Origin of the sequence: Pseudomonas sp. NPDC090755, assembly GCF_044769005.1 — a bacterium.
Classification (GTDB): Bacteria; Pseudomonadota; Gammaproteobacteria; order Pseudomonadales; family Pseudomonadaceae; genus Aquipseudomonas.
In genome coordinates this window covers 125,622-144,697 of record NZ_JBIVXC010000008.1, presented here as the reverse complement: position 1 = coordinate 144,697, position 19,076 = coordinate 125,622, and the positions used below count along the sequence as shown (strand labels likewise).

General features: G+C 62.2%; 14 protein-coding genes. 6 read left to right on the top strand and 8 right to left on the bottom strand.

What is annotated here, in order from left to right:
• Positions 1-33 precede the first annotated feature (33 nt).
• The 5 genes from ACIQUS_RS14310 to ACIQUS_RS14290 form a co-directional block, all read right to left on the bottom strand.
• Positions 34-1,176, bottom strand: a complete 1,143-nt coding sequence (locus tag ACIQUS_RS14310) for an acyl-CoA dehydrogenase family protein (RefSeq protein WP_403047971.1) — start codon at positions 1,174-1,176, stop codon at positions 34-36.
• An 814-nt stretch (positions 1,177-1,990) separates the two neighbouring features.
• Positions 1,991-3,133 carry an acyl-CoA dehydrogenase family protein gene (locus ACIQUS_RS14305; protein WP_403047970.1) on the bottom strand — a complete coding sequence of 381 codons (1,143 nt, stop codon included), beginning with the start codon at positions 3,131-3,133 and terminating at the stop codon, positions 1,991-1,993.
• A 93-nt stretch (positions 3,134-3,226) separates the two neighbouring features.
• A complete protein-coding gene (locus ACIQUS_RS14300; protein WP_403047968.1) occupies positions 3,227-4,300 on the bottom strand; it encodes an MBL fold metallo-hydrolase in 1,074 nt (357 codons plus the stop codon).
• A gap of 27 nt (positions 4,301-4,327) precedes the next feature.
• Complete coding sequence (locus tag ACIQUS_RS14295) at positions 4,328-5,437, bottom strand: CaiB/BaiF CoA transferase family protein (RefSeq protein ID WP_403047967.1); 1,110 nt, start codon at positions 5,435-5,437, stop codon at positions 4,328-4,330.
• A gap of 101 nt (positions 5,438-5,538) precedes the next feature.
• Positions 5,539-8,217 carry a LuxR C-terminal-related transcriptional regulator gene (locus tag ACIQUS_RS14290; protein ID WP_403047965.1) on the bottom strand — a complete coding sequence of 893 codons (2,679 nt, stop codon included), beginning with the start codon at positions 8,215-8,217 and terminating at the stop codon, positions 5,539-5,541.
• A gap of 389 nt (positions 8,218-8,606) precedes the next feature.
• Between ACIQUS_RS14290 and ACIQUS_RS14285 the strand changes: the two genes are divergently transcribed.
• The 5 genes from ACIQUS_RS14285 to ACIQUS_RS14265 all read left to right on the top strand — a co-directional run bounded on the left by ACIQUS_RS14285 (position 8,607) and on the right by ACIQUS_RS14265 (position 14,852).
• Positions 8,607-10,403 carry an acyl-CoA dehydrogenase gene (locus ACIQUS_RS14285; protein ID WP_403047964.1) on the top strand — a complete coding sequence of 599 codons (1,797 nt, stop codon included), beginning with the start codon at positions 8,607-8,609 and terminating at the stop codon, positions 10,401-10,403.
• A gap of 503 nt (positions 10,404-10,906) precedes the next feature.
• Entirely contained in the window at positions 10,907-12,217 is a 1,311-nt protein-coding gene (locus ACIQUS_RS14280) for a C4-dicarboxylate transporter DctA (protein WP_403047962.1), read from the top strand.
• Positions 12,218-12,280: 63 nt separating this feature from the next.
• Positions 12,281-12,985 carry a FadR/GntR family transcriptional regulator gene (locus ACIQUS_RS14275; protein WP_403047960.1) on the top strand — a complete coding sequence of 235 codons (705 nt, stop codon included), beginning with the start codon at positions 12,281-12,283 and terminating at the stop codon, positions 12,983-12,985.
• 16 nt (positions 12,986-13,001) lie between these two features.
• Positions 13,002-13,688, top strand: coding sequence for a GntR family transcriptional regulator (locus tag ACIQUS_RS14270; RefSeq protein ID WP_403047959.1), 687 nt, complete (start codon positions 13,002-13,004; stop codon positions 13,686-13,688).
• A gap of 72 nt (positions 13,689-13,760) precedes the next feature.
• Positions 13,761-14,852 carry a hypothetical protein gene (locus ACIQUS_RS14265; RefSeq protein ID WP_403047957.1) on the top strand — a complete coding sequence of 364 codons (1,092 nt, stop codon included), beginning with the start codon at positions 13,761-13,763 and terminating at the stop codon, positions 14,850-14,852.
• A 2-nt stretch (positions 14,853-14,854) separates the two neighbouring features.
• Here the strand turns inward: ACIQUS_RS14265 and ACIQUS_RS14260 are convergent, their stop codons facing one another.
• Positions 14,855-15,301 (bottom strand): PACE efflux transporter, encoded by a 447-nt coding sequence (locus tag ACIQUS_RS14260; RefSeq protein ID WP_403047955.1) that lies wholly within the window; start codon positions 15,299-15,301, stop codon positions 14,855-14,857.
• Between the two features lie 97 nt (positions 15,302-15,398).
• On the opposite strand from ACIQUS_RS14260, the gene ACIQUS_RS14255 reads away from it, so the two are divergent.
• Positions 15,399-16,274 (top strand): LysR family transcriptional regulator, encoded by an 876-nt coding sequence (locus ACIQUS_RS14255; protein ID WP_403047953.1) that lies wholly within the window; start codon positions 15,399-15,401, stop codon positions 16,272-16,274.
• 161 nt (positions 16,275-16,435) lie between these two features.
• Here the strand turns inward: ACIQUS_RS14255 and ACIQUS_RS14250 are convergent, their stop codons facing one another.
• On the bottom strand, positions 16,436-17,518 hold the full coding sequence (locus tag ACIQUS_RS14250; protein WP_403047951.1) for a hypothetical protein: 1,083 nt from the start codon (positions 17,516-17,518) through the stop codon (positions 16,436-16,438).
• A 10-nt stretch (positions 17,519-17,528) separates the two neighbouring features.
• A complete protein-coding gene (locus ACIQUS_RS14245; protein WP_403047949.1) occupies positions 17,529-18,980 on the bottom strand; it encodes a hypothetical protein in 1,452 nt (483 codons plus the stop codon).
• Positions 18,981-19,076: the final 96 nt, after the last annotated feature.

Below are 19,076 nucleotides of genomic sequence, written 5' to 3'. Positions count from 1 at the left end.
TATTGCATGTCATCGTCCTCAATTCGGCCAGGATCAGAGCGTGCGCCCGACCAGTTCTTTCATGATTTCGTTGGCGCCACCGGCGATCCGCAGCACCCGGTGATCGAGGTAGTGACGGGCTACCGGGTACTCGAGCATGTAGCCGTTGCCACCGTGCAGTTGCAGACACTGGTCGACCACCCGCGTGTACAGGTCGGAACACCACAGCTTGGCTGCGGCCGCAGCTTCAGGGGTCAAGGTGTGCGCAAGGCACAGTTCCATGCAGCGATCCACATAGTTCTGGCCGATGGCGATCTGGGCTTTCAGGTCTGCCAGCTGGAAGCGCGTGTTCTGGAATTCGAAGATGGGTTTGCCGAACACGCTGCGCCCACGGGTGTAGTCCAGTGTCTGCTCCAGGACCGCTTCGGCACCGGCGATGCTCTGGCCGGCAATCGCCAGGCGCTCCCAGGCAAGTTCTTTCATCAGATGGATGAAGCCCTTGCCCGGCTCGCCGCCCAACACGTTCTCACGCGGCACGCGAACGTCTTCGAAGAACAACATGGTGGTGTCCTGGGCATGCAGGCCGACCTTCTTGAGCGGGCGGGACTTGCTGAGACCGACACGGTCGGCCTCGACCAGAATCAGTGAAATATCCTGGGAGCCCTTGCCGCTGTTGCCGGTCTTGGCCACCAGGACAACCAGGTCACAATGGGTACCGTTGGAGATGAAGGTCTTGGCGCCGTTGATGACATAGTGGTCACCCTCCAGCACGGCGCGCGTCTTGATCGCCTGCAGATCGGAGCCCGTATTGGGCTCGGTCATTGCCACGGCGCCGATCAACTCGCCGGCCGCCATGCCGGGCAACCAGCGCTGTTTTTGCGCCTCGGTGGCGAAGTTGTTCAGGTAACCGGCAACGATGTCGTGGACGCCAAAGCCGATCAGACCCGAGGCGTTGGCGCGAAACACTTCCTCACTGGTGATCAGCGAGAAGCGCCGGTCCAGGCCCAGGCCACCATAGGCTTGCGGTGTAGTCGCGTTCAGCAGGCCCAGTTCACCCGCACGCTTCCAGACAGCACGCGGAACCAGGTGAACCGCTTCCCATTGCTCGTGAAAGGGCGATACCTCATTGGCCAGAAAGCGCCGCACCGTGCTGCGAAACGCCTCGTGCTCGTGATCAAACAGCGTGCGCGGAATCATTCGGCATGTCCTCGATTGTTGTTATAGGGGCCAGGTATGCCGGGCCTTTGAATGATTCGACGATAGGCGGATCGCCAGCGCCGCTGTACCCCTAGGTGTGAGAGGGGGGGCCGGGGGGGATGGCGCCGTGCAGACGCCTGAAAAGGGAGTTCGCGCAGCCCCCCTCCCCTGGGGCCGAACCTTTTTTGGGGGGATGTTGAGGCTGTGTGCTTATCCATTCCTTGCGGCGATGCTGACGGCCCTACGCTGCGCTCCGGGTCCCCTCCTGAAGTCGCGGTCTGCAGTGCCTGAACTTGCGTGCATGAAGAGCAAGAGCAAGAGCGAGTCATTACTCGCATTGCGAGCGGGCTTGCCCGCAATGCTGTTCTTGCTGCGCCAGCCTTTGATTTCGAAGATGCGTCAGCGCAGGCGCCGCCCGTAACTTCGCGACTTCAGGAGGCCGAGTGGAGGTGTCTGGAGGGGCCGGTGCGTAGCACCTTCGGCGCAGCCGAAGAACGCGAGCCGTAGACTTGCGAAGCAAGTCGTAGTGCCGCGTGGCCCCGGAAGACGCCGCAGCGAGGGTACCCGAAGCGCAGCGTAGGGCCGTATGTAGGAGCAAGCGGTTTTGGTTCCTTTTGCCAAGACAAAAGGGACCCGCCGTAAAGGCGGAAGGGGCCGTCAGCGTCGCCACAGGGAATGGATAAGCTCGCCCCCTCAACACCCAAGCCCAAGCCCAAGCCCAAGCCCAAAGACCATACCTCCCGGAATTCCGTGAAGAACCAAAAAAAGGCCGGAACCCTGGGGGCCCGGCCTGAACGCAACCAGCGCCTCAGGATCAGAGAGTGCGTGCGACCAGCTCGCGCATGATTTCGTTGGCACCGCCGTAGATGCGGTTCACGCGGCTGTCGAGATAATGCCGGGCCACGGGATACTCAAGCATGTAGCCATTGCCGCCATGCAACTGCAGGCACTTGTCCACGACCCGGGTGTACAGCTCGGAACACCACATCTTCGCAGCGGCGGCGGCTGCACTGGACAGTTCGTGCCTGAGCAGCAGGAGCATGCAGGCATCGACATAGCTCTGCCCGATCGTGAGTTCGGCTTTGAGCTCCGCGAGCGTGAAACGGGTGTTCTGCAACTCGAATATCGGCTTACCGAATACAGTTCGCCCACGGGTGTATTCCAGTGTTGACTCCAGCACCGCGTGGGCCGCACCAAGGGACTGGATGGCGATACTCATGCGCTCCCAGGGCAGTTCTTTCATCAACTGATAGAAGCCTTGTCCCGCCACACCGCCCAGGATGTTCTCCTTCGGCACCCGGACATCCTCGAAGAACAGCATGGTGGTGTCCTGGGCGTTCAGGCCAATCTTGCGCAAGGGCCTGGATTTGGCGACGCCCGGGGCGTTTGCTTCGACCAGGATCAAGGAGATGTCCTGAGCGCCCTTGCCGCTGTTCCCTGTCTTGGCGACCACCACAATCAGATCGCAGTTGGTGCCGTTGGAGATGAAGGTCTTCGAGCCGTTGATCACGTACTCGTCCCCGTCCAGCACTGCACGGGTCTTCACCGCCTGCAGGTCGGAACCGGTGCCTGGCTCTGTCATGGCGACGGCCGTGATCACTTCACCTGCGGCCATCTTCGGCAGCCATTGCTGCTTCTGCGCCTCGCTTGCAAAGTTGATGAAATAACCGGCGACGATATCGTGCACGTTGAAACCGTTCAGACCAGAAGTGGCGGCACGGCCAAACTCCTCCTGCACTATCATCGAAAAGCGCCGGTCCAGCTCCAGGCCACCGTAGGCCTGTGGTGTCGTGGCGTTGAGCAGGCCAAGTTCACCGGCGCGCACCCAGATCGAGCGCGGCACGCGGTGGTCTTGTTCCCACTGTTCGTGGTGGGGGACGCATTCCTCGTCAAGGAACCTGCGTACGGTACAGCGAAACGCGTCGTGCTCGTGTTCGAACAGGGTACGTGGAATCATGCAGCCTCCTCAGGTATATGCCATGCCGGCGTCGGCCGGCCGGTCGGTCGGTACCCGGCGAAGTTATTCGCCTCAGTGCCTACCGGTGCACCCCTAACAGAGAGGGGGAAGGGAGGTGGGTTGCGTTGCGTGGTACCAGCACACCCCCTCCCCGTCCACCTCCACAGCGACACGACCTCGTTGCACCAGATAGTTGAGATTGGCCAGGCATTCGCCGGTGGCCAGCGACAACAGATCCGCGCCTATGGGCCGGGCGAACAAGGCGCCAAACACGTCGATGGCACGCCTGGGGCCTTCGGCGAGACGTGCCTGCAGACGCTGCAACCCTTTTGCATGCCCCTCCAGCAGACGATCCAGTCGTGCGTGCAGCCCCCTGAATGGCTCACCGTGCGCGGGCAGCACCAGAACGTCATCAGGCAGCATCTGGCGAAAGCGAGCGAGGGATTGCAACCACTCGCCCAACGGGTCAGCCAACGGCTCGGTGGGAAAGACCGAGACATTCGGCGAGATACGCGGCAGTACCTGGTCGCCGGCAATCAACAGGTGCAGGTCAGGGCTGTAGAAGCACGCATGCTCGGGGGAATGCCCGGTGCCTACCCATACCTGCCAGTCGTGTTCGCCGATACGCACGATGTCGCCATCACGCAGGCGCCGATAGGCTTGTGGCAGAGGCGAAATCATCTTGCCGAACCCGCCAAAGCGTTCCTGGTAGCGCGCTATCGCTGAGGCGTCCCAACCAGCAGCCTGGTAGAAGCGTACGCCCTCCTCGGGCGCGCTACGGCCAGTATCGGCCGCCAGCATCCGGCAGTTCAGATACTCTGTCTGGGTCATCCACAGCTCGCTGCCGAACGCCTGGTTGAGCCACCCGGCCAGTCCTATATGGTCCGGGTGCATGTGGGTCACGAACAGACGTGCTGCCCTCCCGCCCTCCAAGGCACCGCCTGGCGCCAGCAACTGGCGCCAGGCGTCCTGCGTTGCCGGAGTGTCCATCCCGCTGTCGAACAGCGCCCAGTCGTCCCCATCGCGAATCGCCCAGAGGTTGATGTGGTCCAGTGACAACGGCAGCGGCATGCGCAACCAGAACACCCCGGGCGCGACCTCATGGCCCATGCCCGGTTCCGGTGCATCACCACAGGGGTACAACAGTGGCTCAACGGTGCGTTGCATCCCGATCTCCAAGTTATCGCCCGCCGATCAGCGAGCCGTCCACTCGCGCAAGACGGCGTCAGTGTGCTCACCACGTTGGGGTACCGCACCCGGCTTGTTGGCCGGCGTTGCGGAAAATCGTGGTGCGGGATTGGCCTCCAGAAAACCGCGGTCACGGCTGAACACCTGACGTGCGCGCAGGTGCGGGTGGTCTGCTGCCTCATCCAGATTCAACACGGGCGCGAAGCACGCATCGGTACCTTCCAGAAGTGCGCACCACTGCTCACGGGTGCGCTGGGCGAACACGGCGGCAAAACGTTCACGCTGCTGCGGCCAGTGTTTGGGGTTGTGTGCGTTGGCCATGAGTGGATCGTCACCCAGACCCACCTTATCCAGCAGCAGCTTGTAGAAGCGTGGCTCAAGTGGCCCCACTGAAATGAACTGGCCGTCGGCGCACCGGTAGGTATTGAACCAGTGCGAGCCGTCGAGCGAACTGCCGCCGCGCTCATTGACGGTAAGACCGGCCGCCTTGCTGACCAGCAAGAGGTTGAGCATGTGCGCACAACCATCAACGATTGCCGCATCCACCACCTGGCCCTGGCCCGAGGTGCGCGCGTTCATGATGCCGGCCAGTACACCGATCGCCAGGTACAGTGCGCCGCCGGCAACATCGCCAAGCAGGCTGGGTGGCGCGACAGGAGGCTGTCCGGGTTGACCGGCGTACCAGAGCGCGCCTGAAAGTGCGACGTAGTTGTTGTCATGGCCGGCAGCCTGGGCCAGCGGCCCATCCTGCCCCCAACCCGTCATGCGGCCATAGACCAGGCGTGGGTTGCGTTCAAGGCAAATGTCCGGCCCCAATCCCAGGCGTTCCATAACACCCGGGCGCATGCCCTCGATCAACGCGTCGCAATGAGCGACCAGTTCAAGAACGGTCTGAACCCCTTCCGGGGTTTTCAGGTCGGCCCTGACCGAACGTTTGCCCCGTTTGAACAGCGCCTGAGGACCGAATTCCATTTCATCGGCGTCCTGGACGTCCCGCTCGACCACCACCACATCGGCACCCAGATCGGCCAGCAGCATGCCGCAGAACGGACCAGGTCCTATACCCGCTACTTCAAGAATTCTCAGACCCGACAACGGCCCCTGCTTTGCATCCATCTCGTTGCCCCCTGCTGCATGAGTGATGTCGGCAGGATAGGTAAGTTACCCTGCATTCGACGCCCCCTCATCTTGGGGTAGTGATCCATCGCGCCCCCCACTCAGTGGATCAACTCGTGTTTGCGCGCCCAGGAAATCGCGTCATAGCGGCTCGACACGCCCAGCTTCACGTAGATGTTCTTCAGGTTCCACTTCACCGTTTCAAGCGAGATGTTCAAGGTCAGGGCAATACGCTTGTTGGTCATTGCCTGGCCTATCAGTTGGAGAATGGCAATCTCTCGCGGCGTCAACACGCTGCGCCTGGTCGCCGCACCATGCCCAGAATCATCGGCCGACTGCACATCGCTGAAACCGCGCAACAGGCTGGCCAGATAGCCACCGATATCGCTCTGCACACTCTCCGCTTGTGACAAGCGTAACAGCAGCCCCTGCACCGCCGTGCCCTCGTCAACCAAGGTACGGACCAACTCCAGGCGCCGGCCAAGCCCCAGCGCCCGAAGCAGGCATTCCTCAGGCGCCAGCCCAAGCATGTCGAGGGCCACGGCAGTCAACAGAGTAGCGGTGACCTGCAACTGCCCCCGGCCCTGGCTGCCGGCGAACTCGAGCACCGACGCCAGTGACGCTCTTGCCTGCTCGCCCTCGTTGCTCGCAAGGTTTATCCGGGCACTCGCCAGCGCCGCCATCACGGGAATTTCCGCCACCGAACCACGTGCCCCAGGGTACTTTTCAGCGATCGCCGCAAGACGCGCCTGTCGCTCGCTAGCCGCGGGAACATCACCCTCGACCAGCAGAATCCGGACCTGCTCGGCCAAACTGTGGACCACTGCGCGATCCAGCCCCAGGCGGCGAAAATGCCGTTCCTGGCGCTCAAGAAAATCAAGTGCGATGGACGCCGACTCCTGAAGCATATCGAGCCGGGCTCGGCACAAGGTCGAGCCGATCATGGTTCCCGGTAACGAAACCTGAAACAGTGCGGTGCGATTGGCCAGGGCTTCACGGGCACTGTCGACACGGTCAAGTTCATAACAGGACTCGGCCAGCATCGAAGCGGCAAGGTTGGCACTGCGCGAGCGATAGCCATGGGCAGAACTGGCTTGTACGAGTAAATCAGCACTGCGCCGCTCCACCTCGATGACCCTGCCCTGCATCATCAGGCAACGGACCGACGAGCACGCCAGCACCAGGGCCATTTCGTCTTCCTGGTCCGCTTCACCGGTCGATACGAAGTCGAAACAACGTTGTGCTTCTTCATAGCGCCCGCTGGCTACATAAGCGTCACCCAGCATGGCCGGGTGACCGAAACGCATCATCGGATAATCATCGGCCAGCGGTTGATAATGCTCCAACAGTGCGATAACCGTTTCAGTGCGGTCGCGCTGGAGCGCGATGGCGGCTTGCACCAACGGCAGGCCATGGGCGACATCGGCGTCCTGGGCGGCCCCGCTGCGCATGAACTGCTCCAGCCAGGCCTCGGATTTCACCGTACGCGCCGACATGCTGTAGACCAGGCAGCCAAGGAAGAACAACCGCGGCCGCGAGAACAACAAATCCTGTGGCAACCGGTCCAGCAACCGCAACATCGGGCTCAAGTAATCAACGCCCCAGCTCGAGGGCGATACACGCTCGATGATCTCGACCGCAAACTCAAGATTGCCCCCTTCGATCGCATGCCGCACGGCTTCGGCCAACAGCCCTTGCTCGGCGAACCAATGGGCTGCGCGCAGGTGCAAGCGCGCAATTTCATCCGGTTCGCGACGGGCCAGGTGGGTGGCGAGAAAGTCACCGAATAGCGGATGGAAGCGGTACCACAATCGACGATCATCACCCTCGATGCGGAAAATCAGCAGGTTCTCTTCCTCCAGGCGGGTCAGGAACTCCTTGGCCTGCTCCTGGCCACTGACCGCCGACGACAGCCCGGCGTTGAAACGTCGGCAGATACTGATGCTTTCCATGAATGCCACCAGTTCAGGTGGCAAGTGCGCCATGACATCCTCGGCCAGGTAAGCCTGCAGGTTATCGGTCTTCCAGGCCAGCTCCTGGAGCGCTTCGCGCGTATTCGGTCTGCTGCGCGAAAGAATGGCGATCAACTGCAAGCTGGCCGGCCATCCTCCGGTCAAGTCGTGGAGTTGGTGAATCTCCTCTGAGGTCAACTTCAGTGAGCCCGAGTTGACGTCAAGAAACGCCCGGGTTTCGGCCAGATCGAAGGGCAGTGCGGCGCAGTCCACTTCAATGACCTGTCCCATCAACCGCAGACGGCCCAGGCTCAAAGGCGGCTGGACCCTGGCGGCAATGATGAAGTGGAGGTTATCGGGACAATGATCGAGCAGCTTCTGCATCAGCCGATGCGCTCGCGGATCGGCAACATGTTGATAGTCGTCCAGGATCAGGTACAGGTCACGCTTGATACCCGACGCACCGTCGACAACGGCGGCGACATAGAGGTCGAGCGACTCCCCCACGGCCGAATCGAGCGGCAGATCGTTTTCGATGCTGATGCCCAGGCGCTGCATGGCCTCGGTCAGGTAGACGAAGAAGGTCGACAGGTACTTGTCGTCTGCACTGAGCGACAGCCAGGCCACCTCGGCGCCCGCCTTCATCGCACTCTGACGCCATTGCGCGAGCAACGTAGTCTTGCCAAACCCCGGGCTGCCGACTACCAGCCCGACACGGCATTCTCCCATGCGCTCGAGCAACTGCAGCAGGTTGCTACGTGTGATCGATCGAGTGCCGATGCGCGGCGGGGCGAACTTGGACGAAACCAGTAACTTATCAGCAGGCATCTTCAGGCAATCCTCTGGGCTCGTTGGCATGCCCTCACTCATTCGCCGCACCGCGCGATGGCGACATCGCGTGGCATACCATTAAAGCACAGCACTTATTCAGTGCCCGGCGCGGTGTTCGCCCAAGACCACCTTCGCGCGTGAGGGTAGACAACTATCCTATCCAGCCTACGCGCTACAGTGCCTCCACTCAAAGTGAGTGGGGCGACTGGCGCAGGAAGTTGCTTCAATCGCCGAGCACCGCCGCCAGGCTGGAGCTGCCCCCCCCGCCCCCCCTTTAAGGGCGGAGCCACTGACCCCCTGTCCTTGGCATAGTCACGATCGAATCGGGCGCCCCTCCCGACAAGCGGCCCTGAACCTTTACCCATCGATCAAAGCGAGATAACACCATGAGTGAGTACAACGCGCCCTTGCGCGATATGCAGTTCGTCCTCAATGAGTTGGGCTATCTGGAGCGCTTTCGCGCACTCGCAGGGGGGGATGAACTGGGCGCGGAACTTGCCGAGGCCATTCTCAGTGAAGCGAGCCGCTTCGCCACCGGCGTCCTGTCGCCCCTCAATGGCCAGGGCGACCGCCAGGCTCCTCGTTGGCTCGATAGCGAAGTACACACCTGCACCCCATGGAAGCAGGCCTATAACCAATTCGTCGAAGGCGGCTGGAACGCCCTGTCCTGTGAAACCGAGTTCGGTGGCCAGGGACTGCCGCGGCTGATTTCGGCGCTGGTGGAAGAAATGTGGAATGGCGCCAACGTTGCCTTCGGCCTTTGCCCGATGCTCACCCGTGGCGCCATCGAAGCCATCGAACTTCGTGGCGCGCCATGGCTCAAGCAAACCTATCTGCCCAGGATGGTCAGCGGCGAGTGGACCGGCACCATGAACATCACCGAGCCCCAGGCCGGCTCCGACCTGGCGGCAATCCGGTGTCGCGCACAACCTCAGGGTGACGGTAGCTACAAGGTCTTCGGACAGAAGATCTTCATCACTTACGGCGAGCATGACCTTACCGACAACATCATCCACCTCGTGCTCGCTCGCGTGCCCGGGGCACCGGAAGGTGTAAAGGGGATTTCGCTGTTTGTCGTGCCCAAGTTCCTGGTCAACCCCGATGGCAGCCTGGGCGCACGCAATGATGTGCGCTGCGCATCGATCGAACACAAACTCGGCATTCATGGCAGCCCGACCGCCGTCATGGCCTTCGGCGACCGCGAGGGCGCTGCCGGTTGGCTGGTCGGCGAGGAGAACCGTGGCCTGGAGTATATGTTCATCATGATGAACGCGGCACGCTTCTCGGTTGGCATCGAAGGTGTAGGCCTGTCTGAACGTGCCTATCAACGTGCACTGGCGTATGCCCGCGACCGCGTCCAGGGCAATGAAATCGGCAGCAGTTCGCGTGACAGGGTGGCGATCATTCGTCACCCGGACGTACGTCGCATGCTGCTGTCGATGAAATCGCGCTGTGAGGCCATGCGCGCCCTGGCCTGCGAAGTCGCCCTGGCGATGGATATCGCTCAGCGGGATCCGGACCAGGACAGCCGTAAGCACCACCAGGCATTCGTTGATTTGATGATCCCGGTGGTCAAGGGCTGGAGTACCGAGAATGCCAACGATATCGCCTCGCTGGGCGTGCAGATTCACGGCGGCATGGGCTATATCGAGGAAACCGGCGCGGCTCAGCATCTGCGCGACGCGCGCATCACCACCATTTACGAAGGCACTACCGGCATTCAGGCCGCTGACTTGATCGGTCGCAAGATCGCCCGCGATCGCGGCGAAGCCGCCAGTCAGTTGATCGTGCGCATGAAAGCGGTCGAACAACAACTGCTGGCCCTGGATAACCCACAGCTGAACCCGGTCGCCCGGGCGCTGCATGACGGGATTGCAGCGCTGGAGCAGGCCGTGCGTTTCATCGTTGATCGGTACGATCACCAGGTGCGTGAAGTATCGGTCGGCGCAGTGCCGTTTCTGGAGTTGTTCGGCATTGTCGCCGGCGGATGGCAGTTGGCACGCTCGGCCCTGGTCGCCGAACAGCAACTGGCCAACGGGAGCACTGAGGCGGCGTTCTATCAGGGCAAGATCCTCAGTGCCCGTTTCTACGCCGATCACTGGCTACCACGCGCCAGCGCATTGACCCATACCGTGCTGCATGGTGGTGCAGCGGCCATGGAAATGACTGACGCTCAGTTCTAGCAGCCAGGAGCGGGGTTGCCCCGCGATGCGATGTGACGGGTAAATCGCATTCGCGGGGCAAGCACGCTCCCCATCGACTTCAAGCGGCTCAGACCAGGCGGCGGTTGTACCCGGGAAGCGATTATAAAGTGCAGATTCTCCGGACTGTGGTCCAGCGTGATCCCCAGGTGTTGCATTGCACCGATCAGGTTGGCGCAAAAGACACGGACAAACCGGTCAGACCAGTTAGGCACAAGTGAACCCAGGTGGGTGCCTGGAACCCTTGAATAGCGAAAACTGAGCGCACAGCGACATTCAAGGGCCCCGCAATTCATCGGTAACCTATTGATTTTGCTAGAAACAAAACTCAATTTTCTCCCTACCCTCAAGAACCCCTTGCCAACCCACAAAATCGCGCCCAGACTGGGCCTGCACTGGACATACCGGTAAGACCACAATAATTAAGTCCTCCGCTCTTTCGCCCCCGGGCACCGAAGCAAGGACACCGACCAGAGATCCCTCCCATGCTCAAATGGTGCTCGCGTTCGATCTTTCTCCAAGTAGTGCTCGGCCTGGTGCTCGGCATCGCCTGTGGCTTGAGCTTTCCCGAAGTTTCCCTGCAGCTCAAACCCCTCGGTGACGGCTTTATCAAGCTGATCAAGATGCTCATCGGGTTGATCGTGTTCTGCGTGGTGGTCAGCGGTATTTCCGGTGCGGGCGACCTGAAGAAGGTCGGGCGGATCGGCCTGAAATCGGTGATCTATTTCGAAATCCTCACCACCATCGCCCTGGTCATCGGCCTGGTGTTCGCCTTTACCTCCGGCATCGGCAGCGGCGCCAATATCCACCTCGACCAACTGGCCAGCGCCGAGGCCAGCAACCTGGCCGAGCGCGGCCAGCATATCCACGGCACCGCCGCCTTCCTCATGGACCTGATCCCCACCTCGGTGATCGGCGCTTTTGCCGACAACAACATCCTCCAGGTCCTGCTGTTCTCGGTGCTGTTCGGCAGTGCGCTGAACCTGGTCGGTGAAGCAGCCTCGGGCATCTCGCGGCTGATCAACGAACTGAGCCATGTGATCTTCCGCATCATGGGCATGATCGTGCGCCTGGCGCCGCTGGGCGTGTTCGGCGCCATCGCCTTCACCACCAGCAAGTACGGCCTGGAGTCGCTGCAACACCTGGGCGGCCTGGTGGCGCTGTTCTACCTGACCTGCATCGGCTTCGTGCTGCTGATCCTGGGCACCGTGATGCGTCTGTCGGGCCTGCGCATCCTGCCGTTCATCAAGTACCTGCGCGAAGAGCTGACCATTGTCCTGGGCACCGCCTCGTCCGACGCCGTGCTGCCGCAGATCATGCGCAAGCTGGAGCACCTGGGCGTGGGCAATTCCACCGTCGGCCTGGTGATTCCCACCGGCTATTCCTTTAACCTCGACGGCTTCTCGATCTACCTGACCCTGGCCATCGTCTTTATCGCCAACGCCACCGGCACGCCCCTGGCCATGACCGACCTGTTGACCATCCTGCTGGTGTCGTTGATCACCTCCAAAGGTGCCCACGGCATCCCGGGTTCGGCGCTGGTGATCCTCGCCGCCACCCTCACCGCCATTCCGGCGATCCCGGTGGTCGGTTTGGTGCTGGTGCTGGCGGTGGACTGGTTCATGGGCATCGGCCGCGCCCTGACCAACCTGATCGGCAACTGCGTGGCCACCGTCGCTATTGGCAAATGGGAAGGCGATATCGACATGGAACGGGCCAACAATGTACTGGCCGGCAAGCAGGGCTACAGCTTTGCCCAGCGCAAAAGCCCGGCCACCCATCAACAAGAGTTCTGAGTGAACGGGCCGGTGCTGCGGCACCGGCCCGGCAAGTGTGAAACCGATCTCAGGGAGTGAACCGTGATCAGCTCATCAACCGTCGTCAACGCCGTGGTAGAAAAATTGCGCCAGGCCCTGGACCGGGGCCAATGGCGCTCCGGCGAAATGCTGCCGGGCCAGCGTGAACTGGCCGAGCAACTGGGCATCAGCCGCCCCAGCCTGCGAGAAGCGGTCACCGTCCTGGAAACCCTGGGCCTGGTGCGTTCGCTGCCAGGCAAGGGCGTGCTGGTGCTGGAGCCGGGCAGCGTCGAAGCGGCGCCGGTGGCCAACACCGTGGCCGAAGCCAGCCTGGAAGACGTGCTGCAACTGCGCTACACCCTGGAGCCGTTCATCGTCGGCCTGGTCGCCCAGTCGATCAGCAGCAAGGAAATCGGCCAACTGCGCCTGACCCTGATGGACATGCGCGAAGCCCTTGAGGCCCAAGACAGCGAAGCCGGGGTCAACGCCTATATCGCCTTCCATGAAGAGCTGTTCACGCTGACCGCCAACCCGATCTTCCAGAACGTCGTGCAGCAGACCAGCAACGCCCTCAAGCAGAGCGCCGATGTGCTGCGCAATTCGCCCGAGCACCTGGCGGCGCGGCTGGAAGAAAACGAGGCAGTGGTACGCGCCATCCGCAACAAGAACAGTGCCCAGGCCAGCGCACAGATGCGCCATCACATCCTCCAGGAAGGCCTGCGCATGGGTATCGAACTGAAGATCCCGGACGAGCATCCGGTCAAATGACCGAAGGAGAGCAGTGATGAACACCAGCGCCCAAGCCCCTGCGACCACCCTGCCGCCACTGCTTGCCCAGGGCGAGGTGCGCCTGTCGGCCGAGCAGATCTACCCGCGCCTGTTCGACGCCATTCTCGAACAGCGCCTGGCCCCAGGCAGCGCCTTGCCCGAGCAGGCCCTGGGCGAGGCCTTCGGCGTCAGCCGCACCGTGATCCGCCGGGTGCTGGGCCGCCTGTGCGACCAGCAGGTGATCGTCCAGCGCCCGAGCCACACCGCCCGCCTGGCCGCCCCCGACCCGCAACAGGCGCGGCAGATCCTCAGCGCCCGGCGCCTGGCCGAAACCACCCTGATCAGCCTGGCCGCGCAACGTTCGCGCCCGGCCAGGATCCGCCAGTTGCGCGAACTGGTGGCCCGCGAGCGCCAGCACCACGAACAGGGCCAGCGCTGTACCGCCATTCGTCTGGGCGGCGAGTTTCACCTCAAATTGGCCGAGATCGCCAACAACGCGCCACTGACCCGTTTCCTCAACGGCCTGGTACCGCAAACCTCACTGATTATCGCCCAGTACGAAACCCGCCCCTGCAGCCACTGTGCCTGGCAGGAGCATGCGGCGATCATCGATGCGCTGGAACAGGGCGATGGCGACAAGGCGCTGGCGTTGATGCACGAGCACCTGGACCACATCGAGGCCAAGCTCGACCTGCAGGACTGAAGCGCACAGGGAGGCCGGGCCTATACTAAGGTAAGCATGCCTGTACGCCCGACTTCTCACAGGGGCTGCGATGTGAATGCGCGTTCCCCGCTCACCGTTCTCCTGCTCACCCTGCTGCTGGTGCTGGGAGGTTGCGCCTCCCGGCAAAAACCCGTCGAACCCCCGCCGGTGCAATTGAGCCCGGCGACCTGGGAGCAGATCGACCGGGAGATCATCGACGCCTCGCTGGCCGTCACCAGTTCGGTCAATGACTATGCCCGGCGCTCCATGCGCGTGTGGAAGGACCGCGTTCAGCAATACACCGAAAGCGACTTCATTCCCTGGTTCACCGGTTACTGGACCCAGCAATGGCTGACCATGAAAGTGGCCTGGTACAAGATGAACAGCGGCAATACCAACGACCCGCCGGAAAAGCGCCTGGCCCTGTACCTGCAGGAGCAGTACCACAGACGCGTGCTCGACCAGGTGGCCAAGGAGATCGACCCCGAGGGCATTCGCGTCCGGGCCATGGAGCTGTACCTCCAGCTGCTTGGCCAGCAACTGCAACAGATCGCCCAGCGCTACCGAGCGCCCCCCGAGCAGTTCAACCTGCGCCTGACCCGCATCCAGGCCATCAACCTGGCGCCGCCCAAGTCCCAGGATGCCTCGCTCTACCAGTTGCTGTTCGCCAAGTCGCTGGCCGAACAGCCGGCCTGGGCGGCACTGCTCAAGCGCATGCACAGCGCCGTGCGCGCCGGCACCCAGCGCTCGGACATCGGCCTGTCGTCGGTGGCGCGCCAGGCCAGTGAAAAACTCGGCGCCACCCTCGCGCCGCGCGGCATTGCCAGTGCCGTGGCCGCCGCCGTGGGTCGCGCCGCCGGCACCCTGATTTCGCTGGCGGCCACCGGTTACAACGTGGTGACCCACAACCAGGAACAGCCGGCGATGATCGAGCAACTGCGGGTGATCCTCAACGTGGCGCTCAACCAGGAGTGGCGCGACCTCATGGAAAACCGCAAGACCGGCGCCATGGCCGGGGTCTACTACCTGTCCGGCGAGGTCGAGGACAACCTGCTGGGCGCCACGCGCTTGCAGGACGCCCCCGACACCGACACAAACACCAACGCCAATCCCAACTCTGGCTCCGACACCGGCTCGCTCTACATCAGAATCCCGGCGCAATAGCCTCAGGCGGCAACCTGGCGGTCATCCACGGCCTGGGCCGAGGTCGGCAGGCCGAAGATACGGTCGAACAACCAGTTGTACAGGAAGGTGTAGCAAGGAATCAGGACGATGAAGGCCAGGTCCACCAACAAGGCTTCCAGCAGGCTCATGTCCAGCCACCAGGCGATCAGCGGGATCAGGTAGACCACCAGGGTCAGCTGGAACCCGACGGCATGCGCCAGCCGCCGCGCAATGCTGCGACCGCGTTTGGCCTGGCGGCTTTCCCAGTACTCGAACAGGGTGTTGTAGATGAAGTTCCAGGCCATGGCGATGGTGGTGATCATCACCGCCAGGGGGCCGGTATTGCTCGGCGCACTGTCCGACAGGTAGGCCAGGCCCAGGGTCGACATGCACAGACCAATGGCTTCGTAGGCGGTCACGTAGACCAGTTTGCGTTTGACACCTTGCACCGGGTTTCCTCATTAGCGGTAAAGCCTTCGAGGATGCATCAATCTTCTTGACAGCCAAAGTCAGCAGCTATCAGATTGACTGACAGGAGATTGACCTTTGAATTTTTCCAGCGACAACATCGAACTCTTTCTTGCCGTGCTCGATGGCGGCTCGTTCTCAGCGGCTGCCCGCGCCCTGGGGCGGGTGCCCTCGGCGGTGAGCATGGCCATTGGCAATCTTGAGGCCGAGCTGGGCTTTGCCCTGTTCGAACGCAGCCACCGGGAAACCCGGCCCACCGCCCTGGCCCACGCCCTGGAGCCCCACGCCCGACTGATCGCCGCGCAGCTAGGGCAATTGCAGGTGCACGCCCTGGAGCTGTCCCAGGGCCTGGAAAGCACCCTGTCCATCAGCGTGGTCCCGGACATCGACCACGGCCCACTGCTGGCGGCGATCACGCGCATCAGCGAGCGCTATCCGCTGCTGCAGGTGGAAGTGCTGAGCGCCCCGCAGGAAGAGGCCCTGCAACTGCTGCACAGTGGTCGGGTCAGCCTGTGCCTAGCCTTCGCCGGGCTGGCGGTGGACCCGCAGCAGCGCTTCCAGAACATCGGCATGGAGTCGCTGGTGGCGACCATTTCCCCCCACCACCCTGCCCTGCAAGGCCAGCCCCGGCAGATTGCCTACCTCGAAGATCTGGTCAACGTCCGGCAGATCGTGGTGGCCAGCCGCGACCTGCCGATCAGCGACACCCGCGCCCTGATCGGCAAGGCCCACTGGCGCACCGACAGCCTGGCCATGGCCCTGGAAATGGTCGAAGCGGGCCTGGGCTGGGGCGACTTCCCGCTGTCGCGGGTGGCACCACTGCTGGACGCCGGGCGCCTGCTGCGCCTGGACTTCAAGAACACCCGCAACGAGCTGCAATTGCCGGTACATGCCTTCTGGCGCCACAACCAGCCGCTGCAAAAGGCCGCTCAAGAGCTGGTGAAGCTCCTGTAGGGACGGCGGTGCGACGATTCGATTTCCCCGCGGTTGCGATTGACCTGCCGCTCCGAGATCGCGGGGCAAGCCCGCTCCTACTCATTTACCGGTCGCGGCCTGGCGGCAATGGGTACGTAACAAGGGGGAGTACAGCGTCTAGGCTCAAGACCTGATTGGTTTTAGATCGACCCAGGTCCGTCCAGAGTGCGGCAGGATTGAGGCACCTCAATGCACGACCCGCCATCCACACGTTTGATCAGCGTCCACTTCACCGCCTGCGCGTCCTTGTACGGCAGGCGCTGGCCTTGCTGGAGGTCCTCGTACTCGAAACCCTTTCGGCCAAAAGTCGACCACTTGCCGCTATGGCTGGCCGGTTCACCGGACCAGCCGCTGATGAATTCCCCCTCCCGCGTGATGAACTGTGCTTCGCGCTCAGGCCAGCGGTACAACTCTTCAGGTTCACCCCGGGGGAAGAAACCGCGCTCCGGGACTTCGATGAACTCACCTTCGACGCGGCGAATCAGGGTCCAGCCGGTTTCTGTCAATTGCGTTTCTTTCCAATCGTAGGCGCGCTTGCCGGTGTGTTCGCAGACATAATCGCTGCGGCGAACACCCTGGTAGGCCCTGACACCGCCCTTGAATCGGGTGGGGTACAGCAAACGCGCTGCGGCAAATTCGATGTCTGGTAGATAGATACCTAACTGCCGGGGGCTCTCGCCCCTCTCGATACGGACATTGGGCTCCAGTACATAACGAGGGATGCGCCGGGGCAGCTCAGATACCTGGTAAAGACGGCCTTGCCCAATGTAGGTCAACTCACCTTCGTCCCACTCTCCGCCAGCTGTCGCCCCCAGCCGCATATCCAGCTTGGTGGCCACGCGTTGCGCCAACGAGATGCGCTTTTTCTCCTCCTCGGTCATCCAGCCATCCCAGAACTCGCTGATGCCACGATTCCAGTTGCTTAATGTGTTACCTACCCCTCCAAAGGCACTCGGATCGTTATGGGTACGCAGGATGTAAGCCTTGATGTAACGTTCTCGGGCAGGCCGTATGTTCGGCAATACCCGTGTTCCCCAGGTCACATCAGCCTGTTGCCATAACGGTTTGTTGCGCTGGTGTGGGTCGAGCTCCCGTTGCAGGCGGGCATAGGCAGCCTCATGGGCATCGATCAGTTCGATAACCTGATCGCGGGTAGCCGCGATATGCTTGGCGCAACTGAAAGCTTCGAGCAGGTAGCACTCCAGGGGATGTAATACGGCCACGGGGGACTCCTTAATTCGGGTACCAGTTATGGGTGAGCTCGGGCAGCCCCAGAAAGGGCTTGAGCGGATCCAGGTCGGGATCGCCCGTGCCGTCGTCGTATCCCCAGCCAGTTGCTCTTCGGGGGCTTACAAATTCCGGTTTCAGGTCATCTGGATTCAACAAGATCTGCTCTCGTCCACCTTCCAGCTTGTAGGCATCTGCGGAGTCAAATTTCTGCGTCGCCGCCCTCCCCTCCCAAACCTTGAGGGGCTGGCCCGGCGGCACGGTGTACACCACATATTCGCCATTCTCATTCCAGTGTTTCCAGACGGCGAAGTGACGTCGCCATTCACCTTTGGAAGTCAGTTTCTGGAACTCGGCCTCACGCATCCAGAACGTGCCGTTGTCATAGGAGTTCATACCGGGCTCCACCACTCGATAGAGTCGTTCTCCCCCTGAGACCGACGAAGCTCGCAGAGAATCATCGAAGGTAGTGAACTTACCCGCCACCGGGTTCTTGGCGTTCTCCCGTATATCCGGCCATCCTTTGGCAATATGGCTCGAAGCGTCCGGAGGTAAATCTTTCAGGGGCTTGAAGCTTACCTCCATAATCTCATCCACCCACTCAGGCCGCTGCTGCTTCATCAGCTCCAATTCCGCATCGGCCCGCTGCCCCAGCACATGAACATTGTTGCCCGGCCGCACGCGGTAGGCGTTGTCGGCCTCCACCCGCAGGCGGTTGGCCAGTGCGTCCAGGTAATCCCGGGTCGGGCCGATCGCCTGCTCCACCCCGGCGCGGGCCTGGACGGACACCCGCTCCAGAACAGCCGCCAACGCTTGCACCGGTGCTGTGAGCGAGGCCGGGGCCCAGTCGGTGACGAGTTTCATCAAGCCACGGGTAGCGTCCAGCAGGGTCTTGAAGCCGTCCAGCAGCAGGTTCACGTTGAGCTGGTCCTTGAGCGCATCGACTTTTTCCGCCAGGTACTGATGGATGTTGTAGATATCCATCTGGGCCAATCGCTTGCGCACCACCGCAATGCCCAGGTAACGGTCCAGCAGACGTACGCCCTGCTCGATCATCGCCGTGTCACGCTCCGTGGGTTTGAGGGCACTGTGAAACCTGCGCCGTGCCGCGTGGAACATCACCTTGAGGCAGCCCTTGAACAACGAGCCGATGATCGGCAGCGCCCCGATCAGGGTCAGCACCATGGCAATCCAGGCACCGGTATCGCTGCTGTCCTGGTCGATCTTGCGGCAGTTGGCGATGAAGTCGCGAATGTCGCAGAGCTGGTCCACCAGCGGCACCATGGAGATCACCGTACCGGTGACGATCTGCGCCGTGGTGGGGTCGTCATGGAAGTCGCCTTGCAGGGTTTCCCACAACCAGGTGCCGCTGTCTTCGGCGCGCTGCCGGACACCGGAAAGCCAGCCGGACGGCGCTGGCTGGAAGAACGCCAGTGCGTTCTGAAGGTCTTCAGTCATGAGCGTGCATCGTAAGGAGGGCCTGGTAAGGGATCGATTTCCTCCTTTGTCAGGGGGCCGTGAAGCCTGTCACGACGGTGCTTGCAGCTGAAATAG

Coding starts and splice junctions, on each gene's coding strand:
- ACIQUS_RS14280 (WP_403047962.1), top strand. CDS start 10,907: ATGCTCAAATGGTGCTCGCGTTCGATCTTTCTCCAAGTAGTGCTCGGC.
- ACIQUS_RS14305 (WP_403047970.1), bottom strand. CDS start 3,133: ATGATTCCACGTACCCTGTTCGAACACGAGCACGACGCGTTTCGCTGT.
- ACIQUS_RS14245 (WP_403047949.1), bottom strand. CDS start 18,980: ATGACTGAAGACCTTCAGAACGCACTGGCGTTCTTCCAGCCAGCGCCG.
- ACIQUS_RS14310 (WP_403047971.1), bottom strand. CDS start 1,176: ATGATTCCGCGCACGCTGTTTGATCACGAGCACGAGGCGTTTCGCAGC.
- ACIQUS_RS14285 (WP_403047964.1), top strand. CDS start 8,607: ATGAGTGAGTACAACGCGCCCTTGCGCGATATGCAGTTCGTCCTCAAT.
- ACIQUS_RS14295 (WP_403047967.1), bottom strand. CDS start 5,437: ATGGATGCAAAGCAGGGGCCGTTGTCGGGTCTGAGAATTCTTGAAGTA.
- ACIQUS_RS14290 (WP_403047965.1), bottom strand. CDS start 8,217: ATGCCTGCTGATAAGTTACTGGTTTCGTCCAAGTTCGCCCCGCCGCGC.
- ACIQUS_RS14270 (WP_403047959.1), top strand. CDS start 13,002: ATGAACACCAGCGCCCAAGCCCCTGCGACCACCCTGCCGCCACTGCTT.
- ACIQUS_RS14300 (WP_403047968.1), bottom strand. CDS start 4,300: ATGCAACGCACCGTTGAGCCACTGTTGTACCCCTGTGGTGATGCACCG.